This window comes from Bacillus sp. EB106-07-01-XG149 (assembly GCF_058791555.1).
This window is the reverse complement of sequence record NZ_JBYTDP010000002.1, coordinates 1,058,629-1,083,233: the sequence shown is the minus strand read 5'-3', so window position 1 is coordinate 1,083,233 and position 24,605 is coordinate 1,058,629. Positions and strand designations below refer to the sequence as shown.

30 protein-coding genes and 1 riboswitch are annotated in these 24,605 nt (G+C 34.6%); of the genes, 20 read left to right on the top strand and 10 right to left on the bottom strand.

The window, feature by feature from the left end:
* Positions 1–147: 147 nt before the first annotated feature.
* Positions 148–1,143 (bottom strand): Rpn family recombination-promoting nuclease/putative transposase, encoded by a 996-nt coding sequence (locus AC3WTA_RS11840; RefSeq protein ID WP_000492764.1) that lies wholly within the window; start codon positions 1,141–1,143, stop codon positions 148–150.
* Between the two features lie 182 nt (positions 1,144–1,325).
* On the opposite strand from AC3WTA_RS11840, the gene AC3WTA_RS11835 reads away from it, so the two are divergent.
* Together AC3WTA_RS11835 and AC3WTA_RS11830 are read left to right on the top strand one after the other, a co-directional pair.
* Complete coding sequence (locus AC3WTA_RS11835; RefSeq protein ID WP_001168082.1) at positions 1,326–1,997, top strand: DUF7003 family protein; 672 nt, start codon at positions 1,326–1,328, stop codon at positions 1,995–1,997.
* 24 nt (positions 1,998–2,021) lie between these two features.
* Positions 2,022–2,531, top strand: coding sequence for a DUF2199 domain-containing protein (locus tag AC3WTA_RS11830; protein ID WP_000830219.1), 510 nt, complete (start codon positions 2,022–2,024; stop codon positions 2,529–2,531).
* Positions 2,532–2,571: 40 nt separating this feature from the next.
* Here the strand turns inward: AC3WTA_RS11830 and AC3WTA_RS11825 are convergent, their stop codons facing one another.
* Both AC3WTA_RS11825 and hpt read right to left on the bottom strand, forming a co-directional pair.
* Entirely contained in the window at positions 2,572–3,474 is a 903-nt protein-coding gene (locus tag AC3WTA_RS11825; RefSeq protein ID WP_000167909.1) for a diacylglycerol/lipid kinase family protein, read from the bottom strand.
* Positions 3,475–3,556: 82 nt separating this feature from the next.
* Positions 3,557–4,084 carry a hypoxanthine phosphoribosyltransferase gene (gene hpt, locus AC3WTA_RS11820; protein ID WP_001019292.1) on the bottom strand — a complete coding sequence of 176 codons (528 nt, stop codon included), beginning with the start codon at positions 4,082–4,084 and terminating at the stop codon, positions 3,557–3,559.
* 160 nt (positions 4,085–4,244) lie between these two features.
* Here hpt and AC3WTA_RS11815 point away from each other — a divergent pair, with 160 nt between their 5' ends.
* The 6 genes from AC3WTA_RS11815 to AC3WTA_RS11790 all read left to right on the top strand — a co-directional run bounded on the left by AC3WTA_RS11815 (position 4,245) and on the right by AC3WTA_RS11790 (position 8,888).
* Entirely contained in the window at positions 4,245–4,460 is a 216-nt protein-coding gene (locus AC3WTA_RS11815; RefSeq protein ID WP_002096247.1) for a hypothetical protein, read from the top strand.
* Positions 4,461–4,643: 183 nt separating this feature from the next.
* Entirely contained in the window at positions 4,644–4,976 is a 333-nt protein-coding gene (locus tag AC3WTA_RS11810; protein ID WP_000415593.1) for a hypothetical protein, read from the top strand.
* Positions 4,977–5,153: 177 nt separating this feature from the next.
* Entirely contained in the window at positions 5,154–5,600 is a 447-nt protein-coding gene (locus AC3WTA_RS11805; protein ID WP_000728026.1) for an LPXTG cell wall anchor domain-containing protein, read from the top strand.
* Positions 5,601–5,688: 88 nt separating this feature from the next.
* On the top strand, positions 5,689–6,309 hold the full coding sequence (gene srtD / locus AC3WTA_RS11800) for a class D sortase, LPxTATN-specific (protein WP_000771570.1): 621 nt from the start codon (positions 5,689–5,691) through the stop codon (positions 6,307–6,309).
* A gap of 39 nt (positions 6,310–6,348) precedes the next feature.
* Positions 6,349–7,038, top strand: a complete 690-nt coding sequence (locus AC3WTA_RS11795) for a response regulator transcription factor (protein WP_000041851.1) — start codon at positions 6,349–6,351, stop codon at positions 7,036–7,038.
* Positions 7,035–8,888 (top strand): sensor histidine kinase, encoded by a 1,854-nt coding sequence (locus tag AC3WTA_RS11790; RefSeq protein WP_001225372.1) that lies wholly within the window; start codon positions 7,035–7,037, stop codon positions 8,886–8,888. Before AC3WTA_RS11795 ends, AC3WTA_RS11790 begins: the two co-directional genes overlap by 4 nt.
* Positions 8,889–9,097: 209 nt before the next feature.
* Here AC3WTA_RS11790 and thiT read toward each other — a convergent pair whose 3' ends face one another.
* Positions 9,098–9,712, bottom strand: a complete 615-nt coding sequence (gene thiT / locus AC3WTA_RS11785; protein WP_001246580.1) for an energy-coupled thiamine transporter ThiT — start codon at positions 9,710–9,712, stop codon at positions 9,098–9,100.
* Positions 9,713–9,798: 86 nt separating this feature from the next.
* A riboswitch (TPP riboswitch) is annotated at positions 9,799–9,900 on the bottom strand.
* A gap of 194 nt (positions 9,901–10,094) precedes the next feature.
* On the opposite strand from thiT, the gene AC3WTA_RS11780 reads away from it, so the two are divergent.
* From AC3WTA_RS11780 to AC3WTA_RS11770, 3 genes are read left to right on the top strand one after another with little or no spacing between them, the layout of a single operon-like run.
* A complete protein-coding gene (locus tag AC3WTA_RS11780; protein WP_000060521.1) occupies positions 10,095–10,322 on the top strand; it encodes a FeoA family protein in 228 nt (75 codons plus the stop codon).
* On the top strand, positions 10,319–12,307 hold the full coding sequence (gene feoB, locus AC3WTA_RS11775; RefSeq protein WP_001044805.1) for a ferrous iron transport protein B: 1,989 nt from the start codon (positions 10,319–10,321) through the stop codon (positions 12,305–12,307). The genes AC3WTA_RS11780 and feoB overlap by 4 nt, the downstream gene beginning before the upstream one ends.
* Before the next feature lie 16 nt (positions 12,308–12,323).
* Positions 12,324–12,491 (top strand): FeoB-associated Cys-rich membrane protein, encoded by a 168-nt coding sequence (locus tag AC3WTA_RS11770; RefSeq protein ID WP_000989597.1) that lies wholly within the window; start codon positions 12,324–12,326, stop codon positions 12,489–12,491.
* A gap of 38 nt (positions 12,492–12,529) precedes the next feature.
* Here AC3WTA_RS11770 and AC3WTA_RS11765 read toward each other — a convergent pair whose 3' ends face one another.
* Positions 12,530–13,108: a lipoprotein BA_5634 family protein gene (locus tag AC3WTA_RS11765; RefSeq protein ID WP_000737478.1), complete on the bottom strand. Its 579-nt coding sequence runs from the start codon at positions 13,106–13,108 to the stop codon at positions 12,530–12,532.
* Positions 13,109–13,511: 403 nt separating this feature from the next.
* On the opposite strand from AC3WTA_RS11765, the gene AC3WTA_RS11760 reads away from it, so the two are divergent.
* The 5 genes from AC3WTA_RS11760 to AC3WTA_RS11740 all read left to right on the top strand — a co-directional run bounded on the left by AC3WTA_RS11760 (position 13,512) and on the right by AC3WTA_RS11740 (position 16,334).
* Positions 13,512–14,177 carry a PspA/IM30 family protein gene (locus AC3WTA_RS11760; RefSeq protein ID WP_000110287.1) on the top strand — a complete coding sequence of 222 codons (666 nt, stop codon included), beginning with the start codon at positions 13,512–13,514 and terminating at the stop codon, positions 14,175–14,177.
* A 79-nt stretch (positions 14,178–14,256) separates the two neighbouring features.
* Positions 14,257–14,661, top strand: coding sequence for a DUF350 domain-containing protein (locus tag AC3WTA_RS11755; RefSeq protein ID WP_000220323.1), 405 nt, complete (start codon positions 14,257–14,259; stop codon positions 14,659–14,661).
* Positions 14,662–14,682: 21 nt separating this feature from the next.
* Positions 14,683–15,189 (top strand): DUF4178 domain-containing protein, encoded by a 507-nt coding sequence (locus tag AC3WTA_RS11750; RefSeq protein ID WP_000051753.1) that lies wholly within the window; start codon positions 14,683–14,685, stop codon positions 15,187–15,189.
* Between the two features lie 12 nt (positions 15,190–15,201).
* Complete coding sequence (locus AC3WTA_RS11745) at positions 15,202–16,017, top strand: DUF4247 domain-containing protein (RefSeq protein WP_070169169.1); 816 nt, start codon at positions 15,202–15,204, stop codon at positions 16,015–16,017.
* A 98-nt stretch (positions 16,018–16,115) separates the two neighbouring features.
* Positions 16,116–16,334, top strand: coding sequence for a hypothetical protein (locus tag AC3WTA_RS11740; RefSeq protein ID WP_000158332.1), 219 nt, complete (start codon positions 16,116–16,118; stop codon positions 16,332–16,334).
* Positions 16,335–16,443: 109 nt separating this feature from the next.
* On the opposite strand, the gene AC3WTA_RS11735 is transcribed toward AC3WTA_RS11740, so the two are convergent.
* Positions 16,444–17,316 (bottom strand): YitT family protein, encoded by an 873-nt coding sequence (locus tag AC3WTA_RS11735; protein ID WP_000411242.1) that lies wholly within the window; start codon positions 17,314–17,316, stop codon positions 16,444–16,446.
* A 188-nt stretch (positions 17,317–17,504) separates the two neighbouring features.
* Positions 17,505–18,539, bottom strand: a complete 1,035-nt coding sequence (locus AC3WTA_RS11730; protein ID WP_000273522.1) for a YdcF family protein — start codon at positions 18,537–18,539, stop codon at positions 17,505–17,507.
* A 710-nt stretch (positions 18,540–19,249) separates the two neighbouring features.
* Here AC3WTA_RS11730 and AC3WTA_RS11725 point away from each other — a divergent pair.
* Both AC3WTA_RS11725 and AC3WTA_RS11720 read left to right on the top strand, forming a co-directional pair.
* On the top strand, positions 19,250–20,023 hold the full coding sequence (locus tag AC3WTA_RS11725; protein WP_001049554.1) for an S-layer homology domain-containing protein: 774 nt from the start codon (positions 19,250–19,252) through the stop codon (positions 20,021–20,023).
* Positions 20,024–20,105: 82 nt separating this feature from the next.
* On the top strand, positions 20,106–20,339 hold the full coding sequence (locus AC3WTA_RS11720; RefSeq protein ID WP_033657613.1) for a spore germination protein: 234 nt from the start codon (positions 20,106–20,108) through the stop codon (positions 20,337–20,339).
* Positions 20,340–20,503: 164 nt separating this feature from the next.
* Here AC3WTA_RS11720 and cydB read toward each other — a convergent pair whose 3' ends face one another.
* Both cydB and cydA read right to left on the bottom strand, forming a co-directional pair.
* Positions 20,504–21,532 (bottom strand): cytochrome d ubiquinol oxidase subunit II, encoded by a 1,029-nt coding sequence (cydB, locus tag AC3WTA_RS11715; protein WP_000017650.1) that lies wholly within the window; start codon positions 21,530–21,532, stop codon positions 20,504–20,506.
* Positions 21,522–22,871, bottom strand: coding sequence for a cytochrome ubiquinol oxidase subunit I (gene cydA, locus AC3WTA_RS11710; RefSeq protein ID WP_098654854.1), 1,350 nt, complete (start codon positions 22,869–22,871; stop codon positions 21,522–21,524). The genes cydB and cydA overlap by 11 nt, the downstream gene beginning before the upstream one ends.
* A gap of 224 nt (positions 22,872–23,095) precedes the next feature.
* Here cydA and AC3WTA_RS11705 point away from each other — a divergent pair, with 224 nt between their 5' ends.
* Complete coding sequence (locus AC3WTA_RS11705; RefSeq protein WP_000838167.1) at positions 23,096–23,659, top strand: beta-class carbonic anhydrase; 564 nt, start codon at positions 23,096–23,098, stop codon at positions 23,657–23,659.
* On the opposite strand, the gene yidD is transcribed toward AC3WTA_RS11705, so the two are convergent.
* On the bottom strand, positions 23,656–23,892 hold the full coding sequence (yidD, locus tag AC3WTA_RS11700; RefSeq protein WP_000809334.1) for a membrane protein insertion efficiency factor YidD: 237 nt from the start codon (positions 23,890–23,892) through the stop codon (positions 23,656–23,658). The two genes, AC3WTA_RS11705 and yidD, sit on opposite strands and share 4 nt — an antisense overlap.
* 128 nt (positions 23,893–24,020) lie before the next feature.
* On the opposite strand from yidD, the gene luxS reads away from it, so the two are divergent.
* Positions 24,021–24,494, top strand: coding sequence for an S-ribosylhomocysteine lyase LuxS (luxS, locus tag AC3WTA_RS11695; RefSeq protein ID WP_001141371.1), 474 nt, complete (start codon positions 24,021–24,023; stop codon positions 24,492–24,494).
* The last annotated feature ends 111 nt before the right edge of the window (positions 24,495–24,605 follow it).

The window sequence follows — 24,605 nt, the reverse complement described above, 5'->3', positions numbered from 1 at the left end:
CGAGAAGTTTTGAGGGTGTTATTACCTGATGAAAGAGGGATTCTTTCTACTATGCTAGAGTGTAATGAATGTTATAAGACTAAATTGGATGATATCGAGGAAAGTTGATAAAAAAGAGCTTGAAACAACTCAAGCCCTTTTTTATTACTATTTATGTTTTAAAATATGCTCAACCTCATGCACACTTAATTTACTTGCCTTAGCAATTGTTTCAAGTGGTATACCAAGATCATGCATACCTTTAATCATTTGAATTTTTCCTTGTTGAACCCCTTCTTTTCGCCCTTTTTCAATACCTTTTTCGAGCCCTTTTTCAAGCCCTCGTTTCATTCCTTGTTCTATTCCTTGTTCTATTCCTTGTTCTATTCCTTGTTCCATTCCTCTTTTTATTCCTTCTGTCTCTGCGTGGGCGAATTTTGCTGCTTCATCCATTAAAACTTTCTCCCTTGCGTCATAGGCTTGTCGGAAAGAAGAATCTTGACTCATACGTTCCCATTTATTTATCGCTTTTTTTAAAATAGGATCTTGGTTCATAGCAATATCCTCCAATGTTTTAGTTAAGTGCTCATCCTCATTTGCTGAAAGCAATAAAAGCCAACGAACAAATGGATCTTTCCACGGATTTACTTTTTCTTCATGCCATTGTTTTGTTAACTTTGGAATTTCTACAATGTGAATTTCTATGTCATCACTCAAGAGTTTTTGTTGTTGTGTATTCCATAATGTGCCCGTTGTATGAAATTCTTTGTGATCTAAAAACATTATGAAGTTCAATAAATTAATGGTGATGGTTTTACGAAGAGCGCTGTATGGCATTCCTTTTTGTAATTGAGATGTGTATAATTTTCCCCAATAATATAAACTACGTTTCATCATATCGTGATTATTATTGAGCTGTATTTCTACATTTACTTTTGTACCTGTGTTTAATGTCGCTGAAATGTCTAAAATAGATAACTTATCCTCTTCATATTCCCGATGTAAATGCGGATCTTCTAGTTGTAGAGAAGTAATGGGTGAATCTAAAGACTCTTGTAACATAGCGTTTAAAAATGCAATTAGAATATCTTCACTACCATTCGTACCAAACAATTGTTTAAATGCAAAATCAATGCGTAAATTAACTAACTGTTGGCTGAACACAGCTTTTCCTCTCCCTTGTGTCAGGTTGCTTCTTTCCTTCATTGTATCTAAAAAGAACTAGGGTATGCAAACAGGCCATTTTGCTATTTTATTAGAAGTATTATTAGAAAATGAAAGGCAGTTATGTCTATGCTATACTCTGGTGAAATTGAAAGTTTTATATAGAGGTGAAGATGATACAGATGCAAAAAGATATTTTGAAACTATTAGATAAAAAGCAAAATAACTATGAATTTCCTACCTTTGATAATGAATATATGGATATTTCACAAGTGAAATTCTCTCTTTTCTTTAAAGACAATAAGGATTGGTTAATGGTATTTCAAGTTGTCGGTGTAGGTTCATTAGGTGTATGTAATGATATCCACGTATACGGTGATAGAATAAATCATACAATTGGTGATGATGGTATTTTGCAATTAAATGATGGAGATTATGAATTATTTGATGATGAAGGTGAATTTATACCTAATATTCATAGCGGTAGTGTAAAAATTCGCGAACATCATTTTGAATATCAATTTACAGAAGAAGATTATATGAATAATGAAATAGAGGTACAAACGATAGAGTCTTATCCAAGAGATTTCATGCGTATGCTTGCGACTAATGATGAAGCTAGAAATTTATTATGGTGGGAAAAAGAAGAAATTTTAGAAGAGTTCGGCTTAGAAGGTGATTGGGAAGTAGCATATGAAACGGAAAAATGGCAACATGTTGAAGACGAGAAAGTAAGTGAAAATGAATTTTTCCAATCAGTAGCCGCTGCAATAGAGCAGAAAGATCTAACCATTATTGTGAATAAGGATTCTAATACGCACTGGAAAGATTGGGCGGAGTTTGCTTGTGACTGAAAAGGATAGGAGAAAGAATAATAAATGAAAAGAAGAAGAAAATCCGGAGAAAAAGTACAAATGAATCGTTTTGCACTACCTCTATGCTATGGAAGTGAAGCACCATATTATTATTACGAGGTAGCGCCTCATGAAAGAGAGGAACGCTTCCATTTAACATCAGAACTTTGTGTAATGGACGATGAACATTACTTTATTAGAGGTTGTTTAGAGATTCCTATCATTGATTACCACGAAAATTTCATATGGACTGTATGGGTATCACTTAGTAAAGAAAGTTATGATGAAGTATTAGAAAAGTGGGATGAGAGAGGCCGAGAAAATAGTGACCCTTATTTTGGGTGGTTATCTGTAGAAATACCAGTTTATCCAGAAACATTAAATTTAAAAACAAATATACATATAAGAGAAGTTGGAATGGCACCGTATGTTGAATTAGAACCAACCGAGCATCCTTTAGCGATCGAACAAAGAAATGGAATTACTTTAGAGAGAGTTAAAGAAATACAAGAAATGATTCAACGATATAACTAGATTAGAAGAGAAAAAACGAGTGCTAGCACTCGTTTTTTTATTACACAACCGCAGGATTATAAATCATCGTAAAGTGCCCTTGCAACAATTCAATATGACAAGGTGTATGAAGCGAGCTTTCTCCATCTGTATCTACTTCTTTTTCTTCTTCTGTTTCAATATGAATGGATTTCGCCTTTACGTGGAAGATGTCATTTTCATTTGAGTCTTCAAATAGTTTCTTTCCGATATAATCTTTAAACGCTTGAATACCAGTTGATTTAACTACGAAAATATCAAGTGTTCCGTCGTCGCACTTTACGTTCGGAATAAAGGACGGGATACCACCAAGATATTCACCGTTTCCAACCATAACAAGGACAGCTTCGTCTTCATATACTTGTCCATCGTACGTAATTTTTACTGGAAATGTTTCAGCGTTTTTGACAGTTCGAATGGTACTTAAGTAGTAACCAATTTTCCCAAGCTTTGCTTTTTCTTCTGCATCAATATTGTTTGATACTTCAGATACAAGTCCAATGCCCCAAAAGTTTAAGAAGTGTTGTCCGTTTGCTTTTGCAACGTCAACTGGTTTTACATATTCCTTTGTGATAAGTTTTGCTGCTTCTGCAATATTTTGCGGAACACCGAGTGTGCGAGAGAAGTCGTTGCAAGTTCCGCCTGGAATGATTGCAAGTGTAGGTCTAGTTTCAAGAGGTGCTAAGCCGTTTGTGCATTCAAATACAGTGCCGTCACCACCAAAGACGATAATTAAATCTACTTTACTAGCAAACTCCTGACAATATTTTGTTGCATCACCTTGCTTTTTCGTATGAAGGATATGTAAGTCAGGAAAAGCTGCGGCAAGAGGTGGTACGATTTTCGTTAAGTTCGTATGTAAATCGCCTTGCCCTGCTTTTGGATTTACGATGAGGAGTACTTTTTCAAATTTTGTCTTTGTCATTTTTTTCTCTCCCTTTGTCTTTTACGAATCGTGATAGAAAATAAACTTCCACCAATAATTGATGAAAGTTTATTCTATTATATTATTCCGTTACAACTGAAGCGATAAATGGTAAGTTACGATATTTTTCTGCACAGTCGATACCGTAGCCAACGATAAATTCGTCTGGAATTTGGAAGCCAACATATTCAGCTTTTAAGTCTACTTTACGACGCTCAGGTTTATCAAGTAACGTACAGAATTTCAATGCTTTCGGTTTATGCATAAAGAAGTGATCTTTTAAGAAGTGAAGTGTTAAACCAGAATCGATAATGTCTTCTACGACAATTACGTTTTTTCCAGTAATGTTTACATCAATATCTTTTAATAGTTTTACTTTTCCAGTTGTTTCTGTTTGATTTCCGTAGCTAGATGCAGAAATAAAGTCGATTGTTACATCGTTTTTAATGTGACGAATTAAATCGGCAGCGAATACGAAAGATCCTTTTAATACAGCGATTACTACGATTTCTTCTCCTTCAAAGTCACGTTCGATTTGAAGTGCTAGTTCTTTTACTTTTTCTTGTAATTTTTCTTCAGAAATTAAAGTATCTTTTATTTCAATATTCATTGGAGTCCTCCTACAGTGTAAAACTTGTGAACATTTCGACTGTAAAGGAAAGAAAGGGAAAAGTCAAAGAAGATATAAGTTTTTTACAGAAATCCCCACAATATAGTCAGATGATATGATATACTGATTACATAAAGAAAACGCTTCCAAAAGGGTGATTATGATGAGAAAGAAAGAGTATACAAGTGCAACATTTATAAAAGCATTGTTTTTAACAATTGTTCTTGGTAGTTTGGCTTACATAATTGATGTACCAGCGATTCGGATTTCACTAATTGGAATGACTTTAGTATTAGGCGCAATTTCCCACGGTATGATGTCGCAGCTGCAAGAAGCTGGAGTCGATCATATGAAAGATCATATAGATGAGAACTGAGAAACCTTCACGTATAGAGAGTGAAGGTTTTTTGTTTCTTACAAAAATGTAAGGTAGTTGTAAGGCAAATCGATAGTTGCATAGTAGTGTTTTGGATAAACTATAAGTGTAAGGTAAAAGGCAAGCATATTTTAGGTAAATTAAGTTTTAGGCACTCTATATGTGAAAAAGGAGTAGGAGGGCATGGAGAAACGTTGGACGACCTTTTCTTTTTTAGCAACTAGCAACACCGTAATGCTAGCTGGCGAAATGGATTTTTTGCACTTGTTTGATCGAGAAGACGATCATTCTTCTTCTAAATTTACAATGAAATGGAATAAATGGAGCGAAAGTTGTAGGTTTGAAGAAGAGGCCCCTAATGAAGAGCAAAAGATTATTTTGACAAACCCTATTAAAGCGTGGGTTGTTCAACGTCGTAAGTGTAACGTCAAAAATCACTTAAAGAAAACTGAGCCGAGACAATTAGTTATCGCTCCGGCCCGTTCTACTTCTAAATCATGCGAAAGTAACATGTAAATATTGAGACACACACCCGAAAAAACATCGTATATATTGCGATGTTTTTTTATTTTTCTACAATGAAATCTTTAAATGAAATATATTTCATCTGCATTTTATATTTATATCTCTTGTTTATTCTAGTGATACATCCGATGCGAAGTGATGTAAAAAGTATAAAAAGGGAGAAATAAAATGAAAAAGAAACTATTACCAATTTGTGCAATGGCACTTTTAACAGTAGGATATTCTTCAGTAGCAAGCGCGGATACTGGAACAGTAACGAAGGAAGAACAGGCGCAACTGCAGCAAGATAAAGTGAAAAAAGAAGCAGTGATTAAAGAACAGCAAAAAAGTGAAGAAGAGAAAAAGAGAATAGCGCAAGAGCAGTTGAAAAACGATAAAGCGAAAAAAGAAGCAGCGATTAAGGAACAGCAAAAAAGTGAAGAAGAGAAAAAGAGAATAGCACAAGAACAGTTGAAAAATGATATGGCAAAAAAAGAAGTAGCAAAGCCAGTTGTACAAGGTGAAAAATTACCAAACACAGCATCCAATAATGTAGCAATGATGGCACTAAGCGCATGTCTTGTAGGGATAGGGACATTATTTGGTTTGAATCGTCGCAATAAAGTTAAGGCGTAAGTAAAATATTGTCCTATAAAGAATGGAATAATTTCATATATTAAAAATGGTAGGTTATTCCTACCATTTTTGGCATGGAGGGATGAACATGAAGTTACTCAATTATATCGGTATCATATTGATGGCCATAGGACTATTTATGGGATCATATTACGCTATGGAATGGTATAAAGGAAAAAGCTCTGCTCAACAATTAACAAAAGAAGAATTAAAGAGCCTTGAAAATATACAAGATAATCAACTTTCTTATGAAACGCCTGTAACTTCCCAAGTACCTTCTTCTCAAACAGAACATAAAGAAGGAGAAAAGGTTGCACTGTTACATATACCGAAAATAAAGAAGAAGTTTTCTATATATTGGGGAGCAGATGAGACAACGTTGAAGAAAGGAGTTGGAATGTTCGTTAGTGATTTAACGACAACGCCATCTGGAGGTGGACATACTGTTTTGAGTGGGCACCGGGATACTGTATTTACCGATTTAGGGGAGTTAAAAGAAAAAGATACTCTTGTTTTAGAGTATGATAATAAAATTTACACATATGAAATTCAAAAGACATGGATTACCCATGCAGATGATCGTACTGTTATTATAAAAAAAGAAGAACCGATATTAACACTGACGACTTGCTATCCATTTGATTATATAGGGGATGCACCAGATAGATATATTATCGAGGCGAAGTTAACGGCTAGTTATTCAAAATGAAGTGATAGTTTCTGAAAACGGAAGGGGGATACATAAGTTATGTCAAAAAACATTTTAATTGTGGAAGATGAAGATATTTTGCGTGAAATATTAAAAGATTATTTTTTGAGCGAGCAATATGTAGTGTTTGAAGCAAGAGATGGGAAAGAAGCTTTAGTTGTATTTGAGGAAGAAGAGGTTGATTTAGTTATTTTAGATATTATGTTGCCAGAACTCGATGGATGGTCTGTTTGCCGAAGAATTAGAAAGACGTCTGAGGTGCCTATTATTATGCTGACGGCGCGCGTAGATGAAGACGATACGTTACTTGGTTTTGAACTTGGGGCAGATGACTATGTGACGAAGCCGTATAGTCCACCCATTCTATTAGCAAGAGCGAAACGATTATTAGAAAGTAGAAAAGGATCGAAGAAACCTTTAGAGAACGAAGATGATACTTTATCGATTCATGGCATCCACGTCCATTTTCCGTCACGTACTGTTACTGTTGATGAGGCAGATGTTAGTTTAACGCATACGGAGTTTGAAATATTAGTGTATTTCATGAAAAACCAAGGAATTGTACTAACAAGGGAACAATTAATTTCAAGAATTTGGGGATATGAATTTGCTGGTGATGATCGAACGGTTAATAGTCATATTCGTAATTTAAGAAATAAATTAGGAGAGAAAGCAAAGTGCATTACAACTGTAGTACGAACAGGTTATAAATTTGAGGGAAATGTATGAGAAAAGGGATTGTACTAAAATTATTTACCCTCACAACAGCATTATGCATGTTAATTTTAGTGACGATATTTATTGGACAAACGATATTTTTTAAACAATATTATGCGAATCGAAAAGTAGAAGATATTAAAGTGAATTTAAATACTTTTGAGAAGAATTATTTGAATTATGCAGGAAGTGCAGAAGGAATTCAGAAGCTGGAGCAAGATTTTTTAAGAGAAAATAATACGTGGATTACAACGTTAGATCAGAATGGGAATTTAAAACATGCGGATGATTTTTATTTTGAAGTAACAATAAATCGTATGCAACAAAAGAGCTTTGGACAACAAATATTCAAGATTCCCTTAGGTAATCTCGTCAATATAGAGGAGATTGATAATAAATCATCAGAGCAGTTTTTAGGACAAGAAATTTATTTTTCTGGAGTGAGAAAAGAAGATAGTTTTATTCCATTCTCTTTTTCTTTATCTAAGCAGAATTTAAGCGGATCTAATAAACCGTTAGAAAAAGCATTTAATGAGAAAATGAGTAAATTATATGAGGAGAAAAAGAAAGCAGTCGGGGAACAAGTTGTTAAGGAGAAGAGGCCGGCCGTTCAGGAGCAAGCTGCCCAAGAACCAGATTTTTACATAGGAGGACGTGTTACAAAAGTACAGTTACCAGATGTAAACGGTCCTGTGAATCCAATTTATAAAAATAGCATATTTTTAGATAATATTAAGGTTTTTCAAACTGATTTATTATTAAAAGAGAACAAACACATACAATATACAACACAAACAATGGACGATGAAAAGAATGATATAAAATATAAATTATTAATTAAGCCAATAAAAGAAAAAGACGGATCAGTAACATATATTTATGCAATGGCTTCTTTACAGCCTGTAGATGAAGCAGTACAAATGGTGCAAGATTACTACATTTACATCATTGCATTTGTAGTCGTTCTCATTTTTCTAGCTTCGTTTTATTATTCAAAACAAATTGCAAAGCCGTTATTAAAAATAAATGATACGACGAAGAAAATAGCACACTTAGATTTCACAGAACAAATACCGATTACTTCAAAAGATGAAATTGGTGATTTATCGAAAAATATTAATGTATTATCTAATAAGCTCCATTCGCATATTGGACAGCTAGAACAAGATATTGAAAAGGAAAGAAAGTTAGAAAATACGCGGAAAGAATTTATTTCTGGTGTGTCGCATGAATTGAAAACACCGCTGAGTATTATGAAAAGCTGTATTTCTATTTTAAAAGATGGAGTAGCTGAACATAAAAAAGAGTACTATTTTCAGGCGATGGAACGAGAAGTAGATAAAATGGATACTTTAATTTTGGATATGCTTGAGTTAGCTAAATTTGAGTCAGGTACATATAAAATGAAAAAGGGTTTATTTTATATTGATTCAGTAATTGAAGATATATGTGAATACCTTTCTGTGGACATAGAGAAAAAAGAACTTCGTGTGCATAAAAATATATGTTCAGTTGAAGTGATGGCAAATCAAAGTCGGATTGAACAAGTCATCGTAAACTTCATTACGAATGCCATACGTTATACACCAAATAAAGAGGATATTATGATTTCCACAATAGATGAGCAGGATCGTATAAAAGTGTGTATTGAAAATAAAGGTACTCACATTGAAGAAGAACAATTAGATAAAATTTGGGACCGTTTTTATCGCGTGGATGCAGCTCGTCAGCGTTCACAAGGTGGAACGGGTCTTGGGCTAGCTATTTCTAAAAATATTTTAGAACTACACGATGCTGAATATGGGGTAAAGAATACAGAAGACGGTGTATTATTTTACTTCTACTTACCAAAAAAAGCGTAGATGGTACATGCTACGCTTTTTTTAATTTATTTTCATATTATCTTTACCTAATCTTTATTTTTAAACAGTATACTTTGGATAGAAAATGAGGTTATGTAAGGAGTCGATGAACCGTGCATAGCAAGTGGCTAAGTATAATGGTATTTATTTTCTTTTGTGCATTTATTGTATTTTTAATTGATATTACGATATGAAAAAAAGAGCGCTCATTAAGCGCCCTTTTTTTGTGTATTCATTTGATAAGCACTGATGCTTTTGAATAAGCGTGGTGAAGTAAGGAATAAAAATATAAGTAAAACTGTACATAAAATAAAAGAACCAAGCATTGTGGCACCATTTACGATTAATGAATATAGCACAGCTGATTGACCTTTCGGTGCATATTGCCCAAAGAAAATAATACCGGCAATAAAATGACAGAAATAGCGTGCAAAGCTACCAACAAATGTAGCAAGAATAATGTAACCAATAACTTTCTTTCTTTCGTTATTTTCATTGGAAGTTAAAAGTGCTTTTTGAATTGGTCGATAGAATAAACCAGCAAATCCAATAAAAGCAAAGGCAATGAAGTACTCAATAAATGCTTGAACAGGTGTTAAAATGTAAGCATCACCTACAACAATTTGTAATAATCCCCAAATTAAGCCACCTAAGAAAGCAGATTTAAAGCCCCAGCGATATGCAATAATAAAAATAGGAATCATAGCAAATGAAATGGAACCGCCTGTTGGAAGTTTAAGTGATAATGGTAAAATGTCGATAATCATGGCGAAGGCTGCAAGAATAGCAGATTCGATCATCGCTTGTAAATTGGTGTTACGCATATTGTCTCCCCCTAAAACCAAGTTGTACAAAAAAGAATAGATATCATAGGAGGATACGAAATACGTAAATAAAAAAGAGGTATGTATTTCGGACGTTTGCACAATCCCTGCGTTAGCATTAACTAACAGGTTCGAAGGGTCGGAACGAAGTGTTCCCTCTCAGCGGCATGGCTCCCCCTGTGATAACGAGATTCTTTATTTGCTATTGTTTATTGTAAGCGAAATGGATGAGAATGGCAAATAAATACGGTATGACAATTATTGAAATAGAATTGTAGTGAAATGTTAATAAATATGAAGCAAAAGGGTATAGTACAAGAGAAATAGATTGTGCTATAATTTTTCTGAAAATAATTATCATTCTCTTCTGAGGGGGAAGGTTATGAGCTTAGTAGATATTAAAATCGGTGAGAAAGTGCTAGTAAAAAGTGTTCAGTCTTTAGATTATTTACTAAAGAGAAGATTGGCTGCTTTCGGTCTTTCTGAAGGAAGCGAACTTCGCATGAAGCAAAAAGCGATGTTCAAAGGTCCTTGTACATTGGAGTGTCGTGGACAGTTAATTAGTATTCGTCATTGTGACGCGAAAATGATAAAGGTGGAATTAGCGTGAATAAGGTAGCTTTGCTAGGGAATCCGAATACAGGAAAGACATCATTATTTAATGCACTTACTGGTTCTTATGAGTATGTAGGGAACTGGAGCGGTGTAACAGTAGAAAAGAAGGTTGGTAAATTAAAAGATAAGCAAGGGACATTAATTGATTTACCAGGTGTTTATGATTTGAATCCAGTTTCGCGTGATGAAGGTGTCGTTACAAATTTTCTACTAACAGACGAATTTCATCATATGTTAAATATAGTGGATTCTTCGCAATTCGAGAGAAATATGCATTTAACGTTGCAATTACTTGAATTTGGAAAGCCGGTTTCAATTGGATTAAATATGGTCGATGTGGCAAAGCAACGAGGCATTGTAATTGATGTAAAACGATTATCAGAACTATTAGGTGTAACAGTCGTTCCTGTCGTTGCAAGAAGTGGAAAAGGCTGTGAAGAACTACTTGCTACTCTTAAAGAAAATGACAAAAACGAGAAAAAGCCATTCATTATTTCATATGGTGTACAAATGGATGAAGGAATTGGAGAGGTAATAGCTCTTTTAGAGACAGCGAATTATAAGCATCCAAGATGGTTAGCCCTGCAATTTTTAAGCAATAACGAAGTAGTAGAAAAAGAAATGAAAGCATTACCAATTTGTAAGGAACTTGTAGCCATTCGATCTCGCTTAGAAGGAAAACTTGATTGTACGTTGGAAGAGCACATTTACAAAACTCGTGAAGCGTATATTGAAAAGTTAAAAACAAATGTTATGAAGCATGAGAAAGAAGGAAAAATTCCTTTTTCGGAAAAAATTGATAGATTAATTACACATAAAATTTTAGGACTTCCAATCTTTTTAGCAGTTATGTTTTTTATTTTTCAGGTTACGTTTACGTGGATTGGTACACCTTTATCGGATATGTTAGATGGCTTTTTTGGTGGACAGCTTACAGATTGGGTGACGGCTGGTCTCACAAGTGTTGGAGCTTCTGATTTTATTCAAGCACTCGTTACAGAAGGTATTATTGCCGGTGTTGGTGCAGTATTAGTATTCGTTCCACAAATCTTTGCACTATTCTTTTTCATTTCATTATTAGAAGACTCAGGATATATGGCGCGAATTGCAGTTGTTATGGATCGAATTATGGAGTTCTTCGGTTTAAACGGAAAAGCGTTCATTCCGATGATTATCGGTTTTGGATGTAATGTTCCAGGTATTATGGCAGCGAGAACGATTGAACAAGAAAAAGAACGTTTACTTACAGTTCTTGTAACACCATTTATGTCTTGTTCAGCGCGTTTACCTGTATATGCATTATTTGCGGGAGTGTTCTTCCCTAATAGTCAGGCAACTGTTGTATTTTCTTTATATGTTGCAGGTATTGTTCTTGCGTTATTAGTTACAAAAATTATGTCTCTTACTATTTTAAAAGCGGAAAAGTCTATTTTCGTCATTGAACTACCTCCTTACCGCGTGCCACAAGCGAAAACGTTATGGCTAAGCACGTGGGAGAAAGGGAAAGGATTTGTTCGTAAAGCAGGTACATTCATCTTCGGTGGTTCTGTTGTCATTTGGTTATTAAACTATGCAGGTCCATCAGGATTTGGTGTTGATATGGGAGACAGTTACTTAGCGATGATTGGTGGGTTTATCGCACCACTATTTGCACCGCTCGGCTTTGGAACATGGCAAGCTGCAGCATCTCTTTTAACAGGATTTTTAGCGAAAGAAGTTGTCGTTTCTACAATGGCAATTATTTATGCGGTGAAAGAAGATGTGCTAGGAAATGTTATGGGAGCACATTATACTGCGTTATCAGCATATGCATTTATGTTCTTTATTTTATTATATGTTCCGTGTTTAGCGACAGTAGCTGTTATTAAACGTGAAACAGGATCAGCGAAATGGACGATTTTCTCAGTCGTTTATCCGCTCGTAGTTGCTTATGTATTAACGCTCATTATATACCAAGTTGGATCTTTACTCGGATTCTAGAAGGAGATGTATTGTGATGATGGTCAATATTATAATTGGAGCTATCATTTTTGGTTATGCAGCATACACGTTGGTTAATTTTGTAAAGAGAAGTAAAAAAGGAAAATGCGCAGCATGTTCTTTAAATAAGTCATGTCAGTCGCAAACTTGTAGCCCGGATATGGAGCAAATTGCTCACAAATAACAAAAAAAGCTTTGCGAATTTCGCAAAGCTTTTTTTTGTTATTTTTTAATTTTTACAAGTTGAGAAGCTTCTACTCCATTTGCTCCAGGTAGCTCTTTGCTTGGGTCTTTATCAAATTTCAAAATACCTACAGATTTTTCTTCACCTTTTACATTTACATATGTTGCATCATCAACGATAGCAAACATATCTGCATAAGAACGGCCATCACCGATAATTGTGTTGCCTTCATATTTTAATTTTGCTCCATCAAGCGTAGCATTTTCTACTTTTTCTTTAGCAAATAATACACCTTGCTCTGCTGTTACAGCTGGTAATTTATCGATTGCCTTTGTATCATCATTTTTATCAACTTTTTTAAGTAGTTCTTTCTTAACAAGTTCATCACCAGTTTTCTTATCCATGACAAGAACTTTTTTACCTTCTAATGTTGTCATTTTCATTTTATAGAAGTCTTTTTCTTTCACTTCTTTTTTGTTTTTATCTGTAATTTGTTGAACTTGCTCATCTGTTCCATATAGTACAAAGCCGTTCGCTTTCTCTCCTAATAAAGAACAACCTGATAATGCTCCGAATGAAATTGCTGCTGCTAATCCGATTCCTACTAATTTTTTCATGATGATTTCTCCTTTTATATGTTTTATAGTAAATACATTTTTTGTATTAGTCTTGAAATGATGAGAAGCTTGTTCGTTGCTTCTGGTATTAGTGTATAAGAAATATTGCAACGTAACTATCGAGTTAGCTTACAGTAACATTACAATAATGTAATTTAGTGAAAGTGTATAAAAATAAGTCAATTCTGAAGGGGATTAATGAGAATATATTAGGAATACAATGTTTCATCTAGAATGTCATATTATATTGGTTGTATTTTGGAAATAACATGTAAGGACATATTAGTTTTGTTATAATAAACACATAGGCTGTAAAAATGAATATTCTTTACTGTTAAGGGAGATTTTTCAGTTTTCCAAGTAGTGAATTTGAAATATGAGGTAAGTCATAGGAGGAATTAGAATGTCTGTATTTAAACGATTAAGAGATTTAACAATGTCGAATGTATATTCATTAATTGAAAAAGCGGAAGATCCAGTTAAGATGACGGATCAATATTTACGTGATATGCAAGCGGATGTACAAGAAGCTGAGAAAAGTGTAGCAGCTCAAATTGCACTTGAGAAGAAATTCAAAATATTATTTGAAGAGCAAGAAGCACTTGTGAAAAAACGTGAAGAGCAAGCTCATATGGCTGTTCAAGCAAGCAATCTTGACCTTGCGCGTCGTGCTCTTGAAGAAAAACAAAATGCAGAGCAAAAGATGAATGAATATAAAGCAAGCTATGAGCAAAATAAAGCTGCTGCTGATAATCTTCGCCTGAAGCTAGAAGAAATGCGTAAGCAATTAACAGAGCTGAAAAATAAACGTGAAACACTTGTAGCACGTGTAAATGCGGCGAAAGCACAAAAGAATATTAATCAGGCGATGTCTGGATTTGATTCAAACTCAGCAAAAGCTGGTTTAAGCCGTATGGAAGAGAAAGCTCTTCAATTAGAGGCTGAAGCAGAAGCAAGTGGCGAAGTTTATAAAAAAGAAAAGTCATTAGATGATGAATTCGCAAGCTTAAACAAAAATTCTGCTGTTGACGATGAATTGGCTCGTATTATGAAGCAGTATGAGAAATAATATAGAATAGACAAAGAAACCGACATGTCTGAAGAGAATTCATGTCGGTTTTCTATTACTTTTTAGAGGAGGTTTTGCAATGACATGGACAAATGTGTTAGCCATGCTTGTATGGACTGGAGCAAGTGCAGTACTTTTATTTGCAATTATGTGGGTTGATTCAATTTTTACTAAATACAATGATTTAAAAGAAATAAAGAATGGGAATACAGCTGTAACAACTCGTTTCGTTATGAAATTATTCGCGCAAGGGTACATTTTATCTCAATCGATAACGAAAGCAAACGACTTATGGCAAGCACTACTTGCATCAGCAGTTTCTTTCGTTATTTTATTAGTAGTAGAAATGTTTATTGAATTTGTGTTAAAGAAAATGTCTGGTTTAGATCTAGAAGAAGGTACGAAAGAAGGCAGTGTTGCGCATGCGATGTTGGCCGGATCATTACATATCGTTGGTGCACTTATTTTAGGTGCTTGTTTATAAAGAGAGAAGGAGGGGTAAATCATGAGTTTATTTAAACGAATTAAAAATATAATGAAGAGCCCAGAACCGCCGAAACCAGAGAAAAGTTTGTTAACGTTAGCTCCTGGCGATATGATTGAAGTTTCATTAGTCATGTATGAATTAACTGGGAAAACGAGTATGCATTCTCGTAAAGAAATTGTTTTAACGCTGCAAGACGGGAAAGATATTCGGTATTTAAAAATTGAAGACCGTGAAAATACGTATTACAAATTATATACACCAATCGATGGTCGTTTAGATTCAATTGATGAAGTTCCGACGACAATTGAAATGGATGATACAGAGTACCATATGGAAGAGCAATATAACGGACGTGTTGTTGTGATGGGGAAAACACCATTCTCTGCTTCAGAGGAACAGTACGTATGGGAATTCCAATCAGATAACCGAAAATTATTACGTATTGAATGGCAAAATGGTCGCACAATGATGTATGAGGGAGAAGCAATTATTCCTGCTGATGTACAAATTATAAGAGCAACGTAAGGGGGCGTAATCATGTCAAACCGATTGTTTACCATGATTAAATCGTTCGCGATCCCTATACTTGCTATCGTTACGTTACTTGTTGTTGCTGGATATGCCTTATCAGGTTGTCAAGGCGGACAGACAAAGTCGATTCAAGACCGTTATCCACTTGAATCTGTCGCAAAGGAAGGTAAACAAGAATCTTACGTGTATAGGGCCGCCAATCGGTCAGTTCCTGAAGTAGCGAAGGAACTCATTAATGAAAGAGAACCGAAGCAAGCATCTAAAGAAGACGAAAATCAAATGTTCCTCGTTTATTCTGATAAGATTTATAACTTGCAAAAGGATAAAGAGAAACCTTCTGATACGTTAATTGAAATAAGTAATAAAGAATTTGTCCGTCAAAATTACCAACCATCCTTCCTGCAAGGATATATTATGGGAAGTATTTTAAACGATATATTCGGTTCACGAAAATCATCATACGGTGATTATCGCGGATATAATGACAGACAAAATCATAAACCGGTTATTCCAGAGAGACCGCCTACGAAAGAAGAAAAGAAAACCCCGCCTCCAATTACGAAGGAAGGGAAAGGATCTATCATTAAGCGAGGCGATAATGTAGATTCGAAACCTTCCGTAGGAGATACAGGAAGTATTACGAAAAAAGGAAGTAGTACGCCTCCGCCTTCTACTGGAAGCAAAGGGAAAATTACAAAAACACCAGGTGGCTCGAGCGGATCAGATGTGAAGCCGAAATCATCTATTAAAACGCCGCCAAGGAATACATCTCCTCCGAAAACGAGGGTCGGTGGTTCAGGAAAAATTACGAAGAGAAGATAGTTATAGAGATCGGAAAGTGGAATATGCTTTTCGGTCTTTTTATTATGGAAATAAATTCCTTGTAGCTGGTGCAATTAAGTTATAAGGAGGAGATTAGTATGACTATATATAAAAGGTTTAGCTTGATTATGTTCCTCGTCTTATTCCTCAGTTTGTTTATTAGCACAACGATGAAATTTCACTTTGTAGTAGGTATTCTATGGATACTATGTACATGTACTCTCTTTCTATATGTTCTGCTTCGTTTTCAACAAGAAGTGCCCGCCTTTCAAAAATACGTAGCATGGATTAAGAGAGGAAGAAGATGGGGAGAGTAAAATTATATCAGCGATTATTAAAATATAGCGACTTACCGACAAAGACTGCAACTTAATAATAAGAAGAGGGTGTGCCAAATTGTTGGCACACCCTCTTTATTCATAATGATTAATGAATATCACGTTTCTTAAAGTTACCGCCTTTTACTTCTGCTACGTCATAAACTGTAATAAAGGCATTTGGATCGATTTCATTAATCAAGTCTTTCATTTTACTTTCTTCTAAACGGTTAATTACACAAGAAATTTCTTTGAATTTCTCTCTTGAATAACCACCATAAACTTCATTGTATGTTGCGCTTCGACCTAAACGATCGCGAATTGTTTCTACCATTAATTCAGGTTCTTTCGTGATGATTTTAAATGTTTTCGAACCACTTAAACCAACTTCAACGATATGAATCACTTTCGAAGCGATAAAGTAAGCAATTGCCGAAAGGATAGCTCCTTGAAGACCGAATACTGTTGATACGAAAATAAATACGAACATGTTTAAGAATAAAATAAGGTCACTTGTTCCAAAAGGTAACTTACGAGAAAGTAATACAGCTAGCATATCGATTCCATCTAATGCGCCACCGTTACGTAATGCTAGTCCCATACCGAAACCGATAATAATACCACCAACAACTGTAACGAGTAGTGTATCGCCTTCAATAATAGTAGGTATTCCGTGCATAACAACGGTACCTATTGCTAATGAAGCAATCCCGATAATAGAATAAATTGCAAAGCTTTTACCTATTTGTTTATATCCTAACCAAACGAAAGGAATGTTAATAACTGCGATTAGAGCTCCTAATGGCAATCCAAATAATCTTGAACTAACGATACTTAAACCAGTCACACCACCGTCTGATACGTTATTTGGAATTAATACCGCTTCTAATCCGTATGCTGTGATAAATGCCCCAATAATAATCATCAAAGCTTTTGAAGCGATTTTTAGCTTATTGGGCTTGTTTTTGATAATTTTCTCCATGTAATTTCCTCGTTTCAAACTAGTTTCTTATTTGTTACGTAATTCACACCTAAATTTCATTTTAACATTTAATTTGAAAAATTTCTCCTTTAATGGATGTATGCAGGGAATATTATCACCATATTATCTTTAAAATATTTTTGAAATAAGTATAAGAAATCCCATCCTTATGAAAGGATGGGAGAATGTTAAGAAACAATAAAACTAAGGACTGTTAGGAATAAAGCGAAACCTAAAATAGTCCCGCACACTTTCATATGGCGCTTACGTCCTATTACAACAATTGCGACATATTCACGAATCATTGCGTTAGGCCAGTAATAAAATGCTGTTTTTGATCCAATTCCCTGGCTATTAAGACCAGCTTGTCTTGCATATATACCAGCGCGGAAAAGATGGAAGTTGTTCGTTGTAAAGATACTCCTATACTTACCTTCTGGTTTTAAAGAATCCATAATTTCTTTAGAGAACGACATGTTTTGATATGTGTTGACAGAGCGATTTTCCTGTACTGTATGTTCAAACGGAATTCCTTTTTCAACAGCATATTTTTGCATTGCTTCTGCTTCAGGAAGACCTTCATCTGGACCTTGTCCACCAGAGAAAATGATTGTTGGTGGTGTATTTACAGAGGCTTGTTTCCAATAAAAGTCGATTGCTTTATTAATACGACTTGCAAGTAAAGGTGGTACTTTATCATTAATTAAGCCACTACCAAGAACGATGATGAAATCTTGATTACGTCTTGGTCTATTGAATTGATATAAAAAATATGCGCTTAAGAAGTTAGACAAATGTACAAAGAAATACATAGTTATAAGCGAAATCGCAGTAAAAATAAATTGAAAATGCTCTGAGAATAAATTTGCTGGATTTATGATAGCGAGCATAATAAAGAATAAAATCCCTAAAGCAGCAATTAAAGTTAAAGAGTTTGTGAAGCGTCTTCCTTCACGTTGCATTAAAATTTTTGCATTAAGAAATAGTCCAAACATTAAAGCGACTATAGCAAAAGGTATCATTACAATTAGCGCTAACATGGGAATAATAACGATAAAATGTAAAGAGTTACTACCAGACTCATATGAGGCTATAGCGCAAAATAATAGAAATGAACAGAAAAAGGCATTAAATAAAAAGCCATTTATTATTTTTCGTGGATCTTTTAAATATGAGATAAGAAAAATAATAAACAATATAAGAGGAATAATTCCGAAATACATAAATATAGTACACCTCAATTTGTATAATAATTTGACATACCTTCTATATTACATGATTTTATAATTGAAAATGAAAGGAAAAATGATTCCGAATTTTCTCAATAAAATGTATGGATACATATGTTAAAATGTATGTAAGGTGATTTATTAGAAGTAAAATGGTTGAAAGGGCACTCTATGGAGTGTCTTTTCTTTTTGATATGTAATTATGCATATTATATTTATTTTCAAGTGAAGAGGATTAAAATATAAGTGGTAGGCAGACTATATAAAGCAGAATTTCTTACAAACATTTCCCTCTACTTTTTGTATCTAACAATCGTATAACAATAAATAATTCTGTTTTATAGCGTCTGTTTATGAAAGGTGCCCTCTTTGAAGGCACCTTTTTGTTGTTTCATGTAGATACTTTTCACTGTTGATATAGTGGAAAGTATCTATACTAAACATTAGCAATCTTCCGTATAAATATTATCAATTTACTATATATTCCAGTGGTGTTAACCTACATATGAAAGGCTTTCTTTTTCAAAATATTACCCCTAATAAATTTTTGAAGAAGTCAACTGTCTCCAAAATTGCCATTCATGCTTAGCAAAAAAGAATCCAGCAGGATTCTTTTTTGTGTTCGACATGATATGACAAATTGTATTCTTATAATTTGTTATTATGTTAAATGGTTATTAAGAAAAGTAAAAGGGGATCTTAGAATGAATTTAAAGAAAATATTTTTAACAGGCGCAATTGTCGTAACAACTGCCTTTACATCTATTGGAACGGCACAAGCAAGTATTATCTTCAAAGATGTTCCAACAGGGCATTGGTCTTATAAAGCAATTTTAGATTTAACAAGTAAAAATATCGTTAGTGGGTACGGAAATGGAATTTTTGGGTTTGGTGATGATGTGACTCGTGAGCAAGTTGCTAGACTTATGTATCTTCAGCTAAAGCCGGAATCGAAAGAGAATTACAATAATCCGTATAATGATATTAATGATCATTCAACAAATTTTAAAAAGGAAATTTTAGCATTAACAGAAATGGGGATTTTTGCAGGGGATGAAAAAGGGAACTTTAGACCAAAAGCTTCTTTGACTCGTGAAGAAATGGCTCAAGTGTTAACAAATGCATATAAATTAGTGGCAAAATCAGAGCATACATTTGTAGATGTAGATAGAAAATCATGGTCGAATAAAGCGATTAGCGCTGTACAATCTAATAAAATTGCTGCTGGAACAGGTGATAATATGTTTTCACCTAAGATGAATGTAACTCGTGAACAATATGTACAGTTCTTATATAATGCGACATTACCATATGAGGAAAGACCAGGCGCGAATCAAGAGCCAAAGCGCTTTGCTAATTGTAAAGAAGCAAACGATGCTGGATTTTATGATATTACAAGAGATAGTCCATACTACGGTAAGCATTTAGATCGTGATGGCGATGGAATTGCTTGTGAGAGAGAGAAGAGCGGTAAATAAAAAAAAGCACTCACCCTGAGTGCTTTTTCTTATGGAAACATGCTATTTCTTTAGGCGATTCTCATAAAATAAAAGTAAGGAAATGAAAGTAGGTGACAAAATGCCGTCAGTTGTGGAAGGCGTTATTATTGAAAACTGTAACGGAACGATTAATTTAGGAGATAAATATAACGTGCAGCCAATTGAAAAAACGAAAGCTTATAATGGATCAGGATCATCGAATACAGGAAAAAAAGTACAAACATTTAGTGGGATTAGTACAGCAGATGTAAGGGATAGCGATGCGAATGATCAGGGAATACAATTTACTTTATAGATCAATATGTAAAATTGCATAAAATGATGAACTTGCCCTGTGCTACAATCTAGCTGTGAGCTGTTCATGATTCTTCTGTATTATAGTTGTTAGATTGGAAATATAACATCTTATCAAAAATCATACGTAAAAAAGACACTTCAAACGAAGTGTCTTTTTTCATTTTAGTGATACCCTTTAGCAGAGTCTTTATGAATTTTATTTTTAAAGATACTGTAGCTCCAAAGTTGATATCCAATAACAATCGGTACCATAACCATTGCCACGAAGAACATAATTTTTAAATTTAATTGACTACCTGCTGCGTTGTATAACGTTGTGCTATATGCGTCGTTAATACGTGACGGTAACATTCTTGGGAACATACCTGCAAAGCCAGTTGTCATAAACATTGCGATTGTTAAGCAAACGAATGTGAATGCAAGACCGATTTTATGTTTGTACACCATAATAAGTGCGAGTACACTCATTAACATGGCAAGTACCGGAAGAATGAATAGTACCGGATATTCTGTGAAGTTTTGGAATAAATTTGTACGATTTGCAGTTGCTACATAGAAGATAGCTAAAATGATAGCAGCTGCCATTGAAAATGGTCTTGCGATTTTATAAGCACGATCCGATACTTCACCAGTCGTTTTAATCATAACCCAAAGGGCACCAGATACGACGAATATAGCAGTGAAGAACAGACCTCCTAAAATACCATAATGATTTAGTAAGCTAAGTAAATTTCCTTCGTACCCATTTTTTCCGATTTGTAGTCCGTAATAAAGGTTAGCGAATGTAACACCGAATAAGAAGGCGATTAGGAAACTACCAATTGTAAATGCCCATTTACAAGTTTTTTGCCAAATTGGTGAATCGTCTTTATGCATAAATTCAAGTCCGGCAGCACGAGCAAACAGTGCAAGTAATACTAAAAATAGTGGTGTATATAAATAACTAAACATATTTGCATATGTGACTGGAAAGGCAGCAAATGTTGCGCCACCAGCTGTAATTAACCATACTTCATTACCACCCCAGAATGGGCCGATTGCTTCTTGTAATTGATTTCGTTCTTGTCGGTCTTTCGCAACGAATGGGAAAATCATCCCGTTACCGAGTGCGTAGCCATCAAGAATGAAGTAAACTGTCCAAATTACGCCCCATAAACCAAACCAGATGATTGCGAGCATATCATGAGACATGAGCCGCACCTCCTTCAGTAGCAGGCTCTTCTAATGCAGCAGGTCCTTTTTTCGCGAACTTTAGCATTAAGTATACATCTGCGATTAAAAGTAATGTGTAGAACAAGATTAAACTAATTAAGGAGAACCAAATTTGTGGAACAGATATAGGTGATACAGATTCCGCTGTACGCATCAGTTTATAAACTGTCCATGGTTGACGACCTACTTCGGCAACAATCCACCCAGCGTTAATTGCGATATATGGTAGTAAAACAGACCACATTGTGATTTTTAAATAACGTTTTGAGTTTTCTAGTTTTCCTTTTCGGTTTAAGTAGAAACCGTACCAAGTTAATGCCATAAAGAACATACCAAGTGCAACCATTAAGCGGAAGCTATAGTACACGAGGTTAACATTTGGACGTTCATCTTTCGGGATATCTTTTAAACCAACAATTTCGCCATCAAATGAGTTTGTGTAGAAGAAGCTTCCTAGTTTCGGAATAGTAAGGAATTCAAAGTTTTTTTCGTTTTTTACATCAGGAATTTGAACAATCGAGAATCCTTGTCCTTTTCCAGTTTCCCAAACAGCTTCCATCGCAGCACCTTTAGCTGGCTGGTATTTAGCTGCTGATACACCAGACTGATGCCCCATAAACGGTGTAACAGTTGCAGCGAATAAACCTAACATTAAACCAAACTTAAATGATTTTTTGAAGAATTCAACTTCGTTTTTACGTAATAAATGATAGGCACTAATTGCCATAACGAAGAAAGCGCCAACGATATAACAACTAATTACCGTATGGAAGAACATGTTCCACGCATATGGATTTGTAACAAGTGCCCAGAAATCATTTAATTCAGCGCGGCCGTTACGTACGACGTAGCCAACTGGGTTTTGCATAAAGCCGTTTGCTGTAATAATCCAAAGGGCGGAAATATTTGTTCCAAGTGCAACCATCCACATACAGAAGGCACGGAACTTTGGTGAAATTTTGTCTTTACCGAATAACCATATTCCCATGAAAGTAGATTCTAAGAAGAAGGCAACGAGTGCTTCGATTGCGAGAGGTGATCCAAAAATATCTCCCATATATTTGGAGTACTCAGACCAGTTTGTTCCAAATTGGAACTCCATCGTAATCCCGGTTATAATCCCCATTACGAAGTTAATTGTAAATAATTTACCCCAGAAATTTGCCATTTTGCGGTATGTTGGATTCAATGTGCGGGCGTATTGAGTTTCCATACATGCTACTAAAATAACAAGTCCGATTGTCAAAGGTACAAATAAAAAGTGATAAAAAATAGTAATTGCAAATTGAAAACGACTCAGTAACAGAACGTCGGACATAATGAATATTCACTCCTTTTTTACATTATCTACAATCAGTTTATAGTGAAAATACGTTTTAAATAGGGGGGACTTGTTACAAAGGTGTGTGTATATTTTGAAAGAATTATGTCGGTTATCTGAAAATATCTTATTTTTACTATAAAGCAATATCCTTTTTGAGTTTTTTAAATTTTGGTACACTATATAAGTAATGTAAATGAGAGAAAAGAGGGTTCTTTACTATGAAGTCATTAGAAGAGATTTTACAATACAATGAAAAATTCGTTGAAGAAAAAAAATACGAAGAGTACGAAACAGGTAAATTTCCAAACAAAAAGATGGTAATTATCTCTTGTATGGATACTCGTCTTGTTGAATTATTACCGAAAGCGATGAATATGCGTAACGGTGATGTGAAAATTATTAAAGTAGCAGGCGCTGTTATTTCACATCCGTTTGGAAGTATTATGCGTAGTATTTTAGTTGCTGTATATGAGCTTGGTGCTGATGAAGTTTGTGTAGTTGGTCACCATGATTGTGGTATGGCAAAAATTCAAGCAAGCAGTACAATTGAGAAGATGAAAGAGCGCGGTATAACAGAAGAGAAATTAGATACACTTCGTTATTCTGGAATCGATTTAGAAAGATTCCTACAAGGATTCTCTAGTGTAGAAGAAAGTGTAGAACATAGCGTATCAATACTTCGCAACCATCCGTTACTTCCTGAAGAAGTACCTGTTCACGGTCTTGTTATAGATCCTGATACAGGAAAGTTAGATTTAGTTGTGAATGGCTACGATAATTAAGAATTTACTTTGTCATCCTTTTTATCTGGGACAGGATCAAATCCTCCCGGGTGGAAAGGGTGACATTTTAATATACGCTTGCATGTAAGCCAAAATCCTTTCAGAGCACCATGTTTTTGAAATGCTTCTAATCCGTAATGAGAACAAGTTGGATAAAAGCGGCATGTTGGTGGTGTCATTGGAGAAATGAATTTTTGATAAAAGCGTATAATCCCAATAAAAATCTGTTTCATAATGGTCTCCTTTTCAGCATAGTCTTAAAGTATTATAGCACGACTGTACATAATACTTTACTAATGTTGATTTCCGTTATATCATATTGGATATAACGGAATTAAATTAAAAGCGGGAGAGATGTTGTATGCCATCAGTAGAAAGCTTTGAATTAGATCATACGATTGTAAAGGCGCCTTATGTAAGACATTGCGGAGTTCACAACGTAGGTAGTGACGGTATTGTAAATAAATTCGATATTCGTTTTTGCCAACCGAATAAACAAGCAATGAAACCAGATGTTATTCATACGTTAGAACATTTATTAGCATTCAATTTACGTAAATATATTGATCGTTATCCGCATTTTGATATTATCGATATTTCACCAATGGGCTGCCAAACAGGATATTATCTTGTAGTAAGCGGAACACCAACAGTTCGAGAAATTATTGATTTATTAGAACTAACATTAAAAGATGCGGTTCAAATTACAGAAATTCCAGCTGCAAATGAAACACAATGTGGCCAAGCGAAGCTTCACGACTTAGAAGGAGCACAACGCTTAATGAACTTCTGGTTAAGCCAAGATAAAGATGAACTTGAGAAAGTATTTGGATAGAAAGAAAAACTGCCTGTGAAAGGGCAGTTTTTTTATTTGTAGAAATATATGTTATGAAGAGTATTGACTTTAACGTATACGTCAAAGTTTATAGTAGGGATAAATAAAGTA

What these genes read in the sequence shown, in the direction of transcription:
- AC3WTA_RS11835 (WP_001168082.1), top strand. Translation starts at nt 1,326, where the DNA reads ATGCAAAAAGATATTTTGAAACTATTAGATAAAAAGCAAAATAACTAT.
- AC3WTA_RS11830 (WP_000830219.1), top strand. Translation starts at nt 2,022, where the DNA reads ATGAAAAGAAGAAGAAAATCCGGAGAAAAAGTACAAATGAATCGTTTT.
- AC3WTA_RS11825 (WP_000167909.1), bottom strand. Translation starts at nt 3,474, where the DNA reads ATGACAAAGACAAAATTTGAAAAAGTACTCCTCATCGTAAATCCAAAA.
- hpt (WP_001019292.1), bottom strand. Translation starts at nt 4,084, where the DNA reads ATGAATATTGAAATAAAAGATACTTTAATTTCTGAAGAAAAATTACAA.
- AC3WTA_RS11815 (WP_002096247.1), top strand. Translation starts at nt 4,245, where the DNA reads ATGATGAGAAAGAAAGAGTATACAAGTGCAACATTTATAAAAGCATTG.
- AC3WTA_RS11810 (WP_000415593.1), top strand. Translation starts at nt 4,644, where the DNA reads ATGGAGAAACGTTGGACGACCTTTTCTTTTTTAGCAACTAGCAACACC.
- AC3WTA_RS11805 (WP_000728026.1), top strand. Translation starts at nt 5,154, where the DNA reads ATGAAAAAGAAACTATTACCAATTTGTGCAATGGCACTTTTAACAGTA.
- srtD (WP_000771570.1), top strand. Translation starts at nt 5,689, where the DNA reads ATGAAGTTACTCAATTATATCGGTATCATATTGATGGCCATAGGACTA.
- AC3WTA_RS11795 (WP_000041851.1), top strand. Translation starts at nt 6,349, where the DNA reads ATGTCAAAAAACATTTTAATTGTGGAAGATGAAGATATTTTGCGTGAA.
- AC3WTA_RS11790 (WP_001225372.1), top strand. Translation starts at nt 7,035, where the DNA reads ATGAGAAAAGGGATTGTACTAAAATTATTTACCCTCACAACAGCATTA.
- thiT (WP_001246580.1), bottom strand. Translation starts at nt 9,712, where the DNA reads ATGCGTAACACCAATTTACAAGCGATGATCGAATCTGCTATTCTTGCA.
- AC3WTA_RS11780 (WP_000060521.1), top strand. Translation starts at nt 10,095, where the DNA reads ATGAGCTTAGTAGATATTAAAATCGGTGAGAAAGTGCTAGTAAAAAGT.
- AC3WTA_RS11770 (WP_000989597.1), top strand. Translation starts at nt 12,324, where the DNA reads ATGATGGTCAATATTATAATTGGAGCTATCATTTTTGGTTATGCAGCA.
- AC3WTA_RS11765 (WP_000737478.1), bottom strand. Translation starts at nt 13,108, where the DNA reads ATGAAAAAATTAGTAGGAATCGGATTAGCAGCAGCAATTTCATTCGGA.
- AC3WTA_RS11760 (WP_000110287.1), top strand. Translation starts at nt 13,512, where the DNA reads ATGTCTGTATTTAAACGATTAAGAGATTTAACAATGTCGAATGTATAT.
- AC3WTA_RS11755 (WP_000220323.1), top strand. Translation starts at nt 14,257, where the DNA reads ATGACATGGACAAATGTGTTAGCCATGCTTGTATGGACTGGAGCAAGT.
- AC3WTA_RS11750 (WP_000051753.1), top strand. Translation starts at nt 14,683, where the DNA reads ATGAGTTTATTTAAACGAATTAAAAATATAATGAAGAGCCCAGAACCG.
- AC3WTA_RS11745 (WP_070169169.1), top strand. Translation starts at nt 15,202, where the DNA reads ATGTCAAACCGATTGTTTACCATGATTAAATCGTTCGCGATCCCTATA.
- AC3WTA_RS11740 (WP_000158332.1), top strand. Translation starts at nt 16,116, where the DNA reads ATGACTATATATAAAAGGTTTAGCTTGATTATGTTCCTCGTCTTATTC.
- AC3WTA_RS11735 (WP_000411242.1), bottom strand. Translation starts at nt 17,316, where the DNA reads ATGGAGAAAATTATCAAAAACAAGCCCAATAAGCTAAAAATCGCTTCA.
- AC3WTA_RS11730 (WP_000273522.1), bottom strand. Translation starts at nt 18,539, where the DNA reads ATGTATTTCGGAATTATTCCTCTTATATTGTTTATTATTTTTCTTATC.
- AC3WTA_RS11725 (WP_001049554.1), top strand. Translation starts at nt 19,250, where the DNA reads ATGAATTTAAAGAAAATATTTTTAACAGGCGCAATTGTCGTAACAACT.
- AC3WTA_RS11720 (WP_033657613.1), top strand. Translation starts at nt 20,106, where the DNA reads ATGAAAGTAGGTGACAAAATGCCGTCAGTTGTGGAAGGCGTTATTATT.
- cydB (WP_000017650.1), bottom strand. Translation starts at nt 21,532, where the DNA reads ATGTCTCATGATATGCTCGCAATCATCTGGTTTGGTTTATGGGGCGTA.
- cydA (WP_098654854.1), bottom strand. Translation starts at nt 22,871, where the DNA reads ATGTCCGACGTTCTGTTACTGAGTCGTTTTCAATTTGCAATTACTATT.
- AC3WTA_RS11705 (WP_000838167.1), top strand. Translation starts at nt 23,096, where the DNA reads ATGAAGTCATTAGAAGAGATTTTACAATACAATGAAAAATTCGTTGAA.
- yidD (WP_000809334.1), bottom strand. Translation starts at nt 23,892, where the DNA reads ATGAAACAGATTTTTATTGGGATTATACGCTTTTATCAAAAATTCATT.
- luxS (WP_001141371.1), top strand. Translation starts at nt 24,021, where the DNA reads ATGCCATCAGTAGAAAGCTTTGAATTAGATCATACGATTGTAAAGGCG.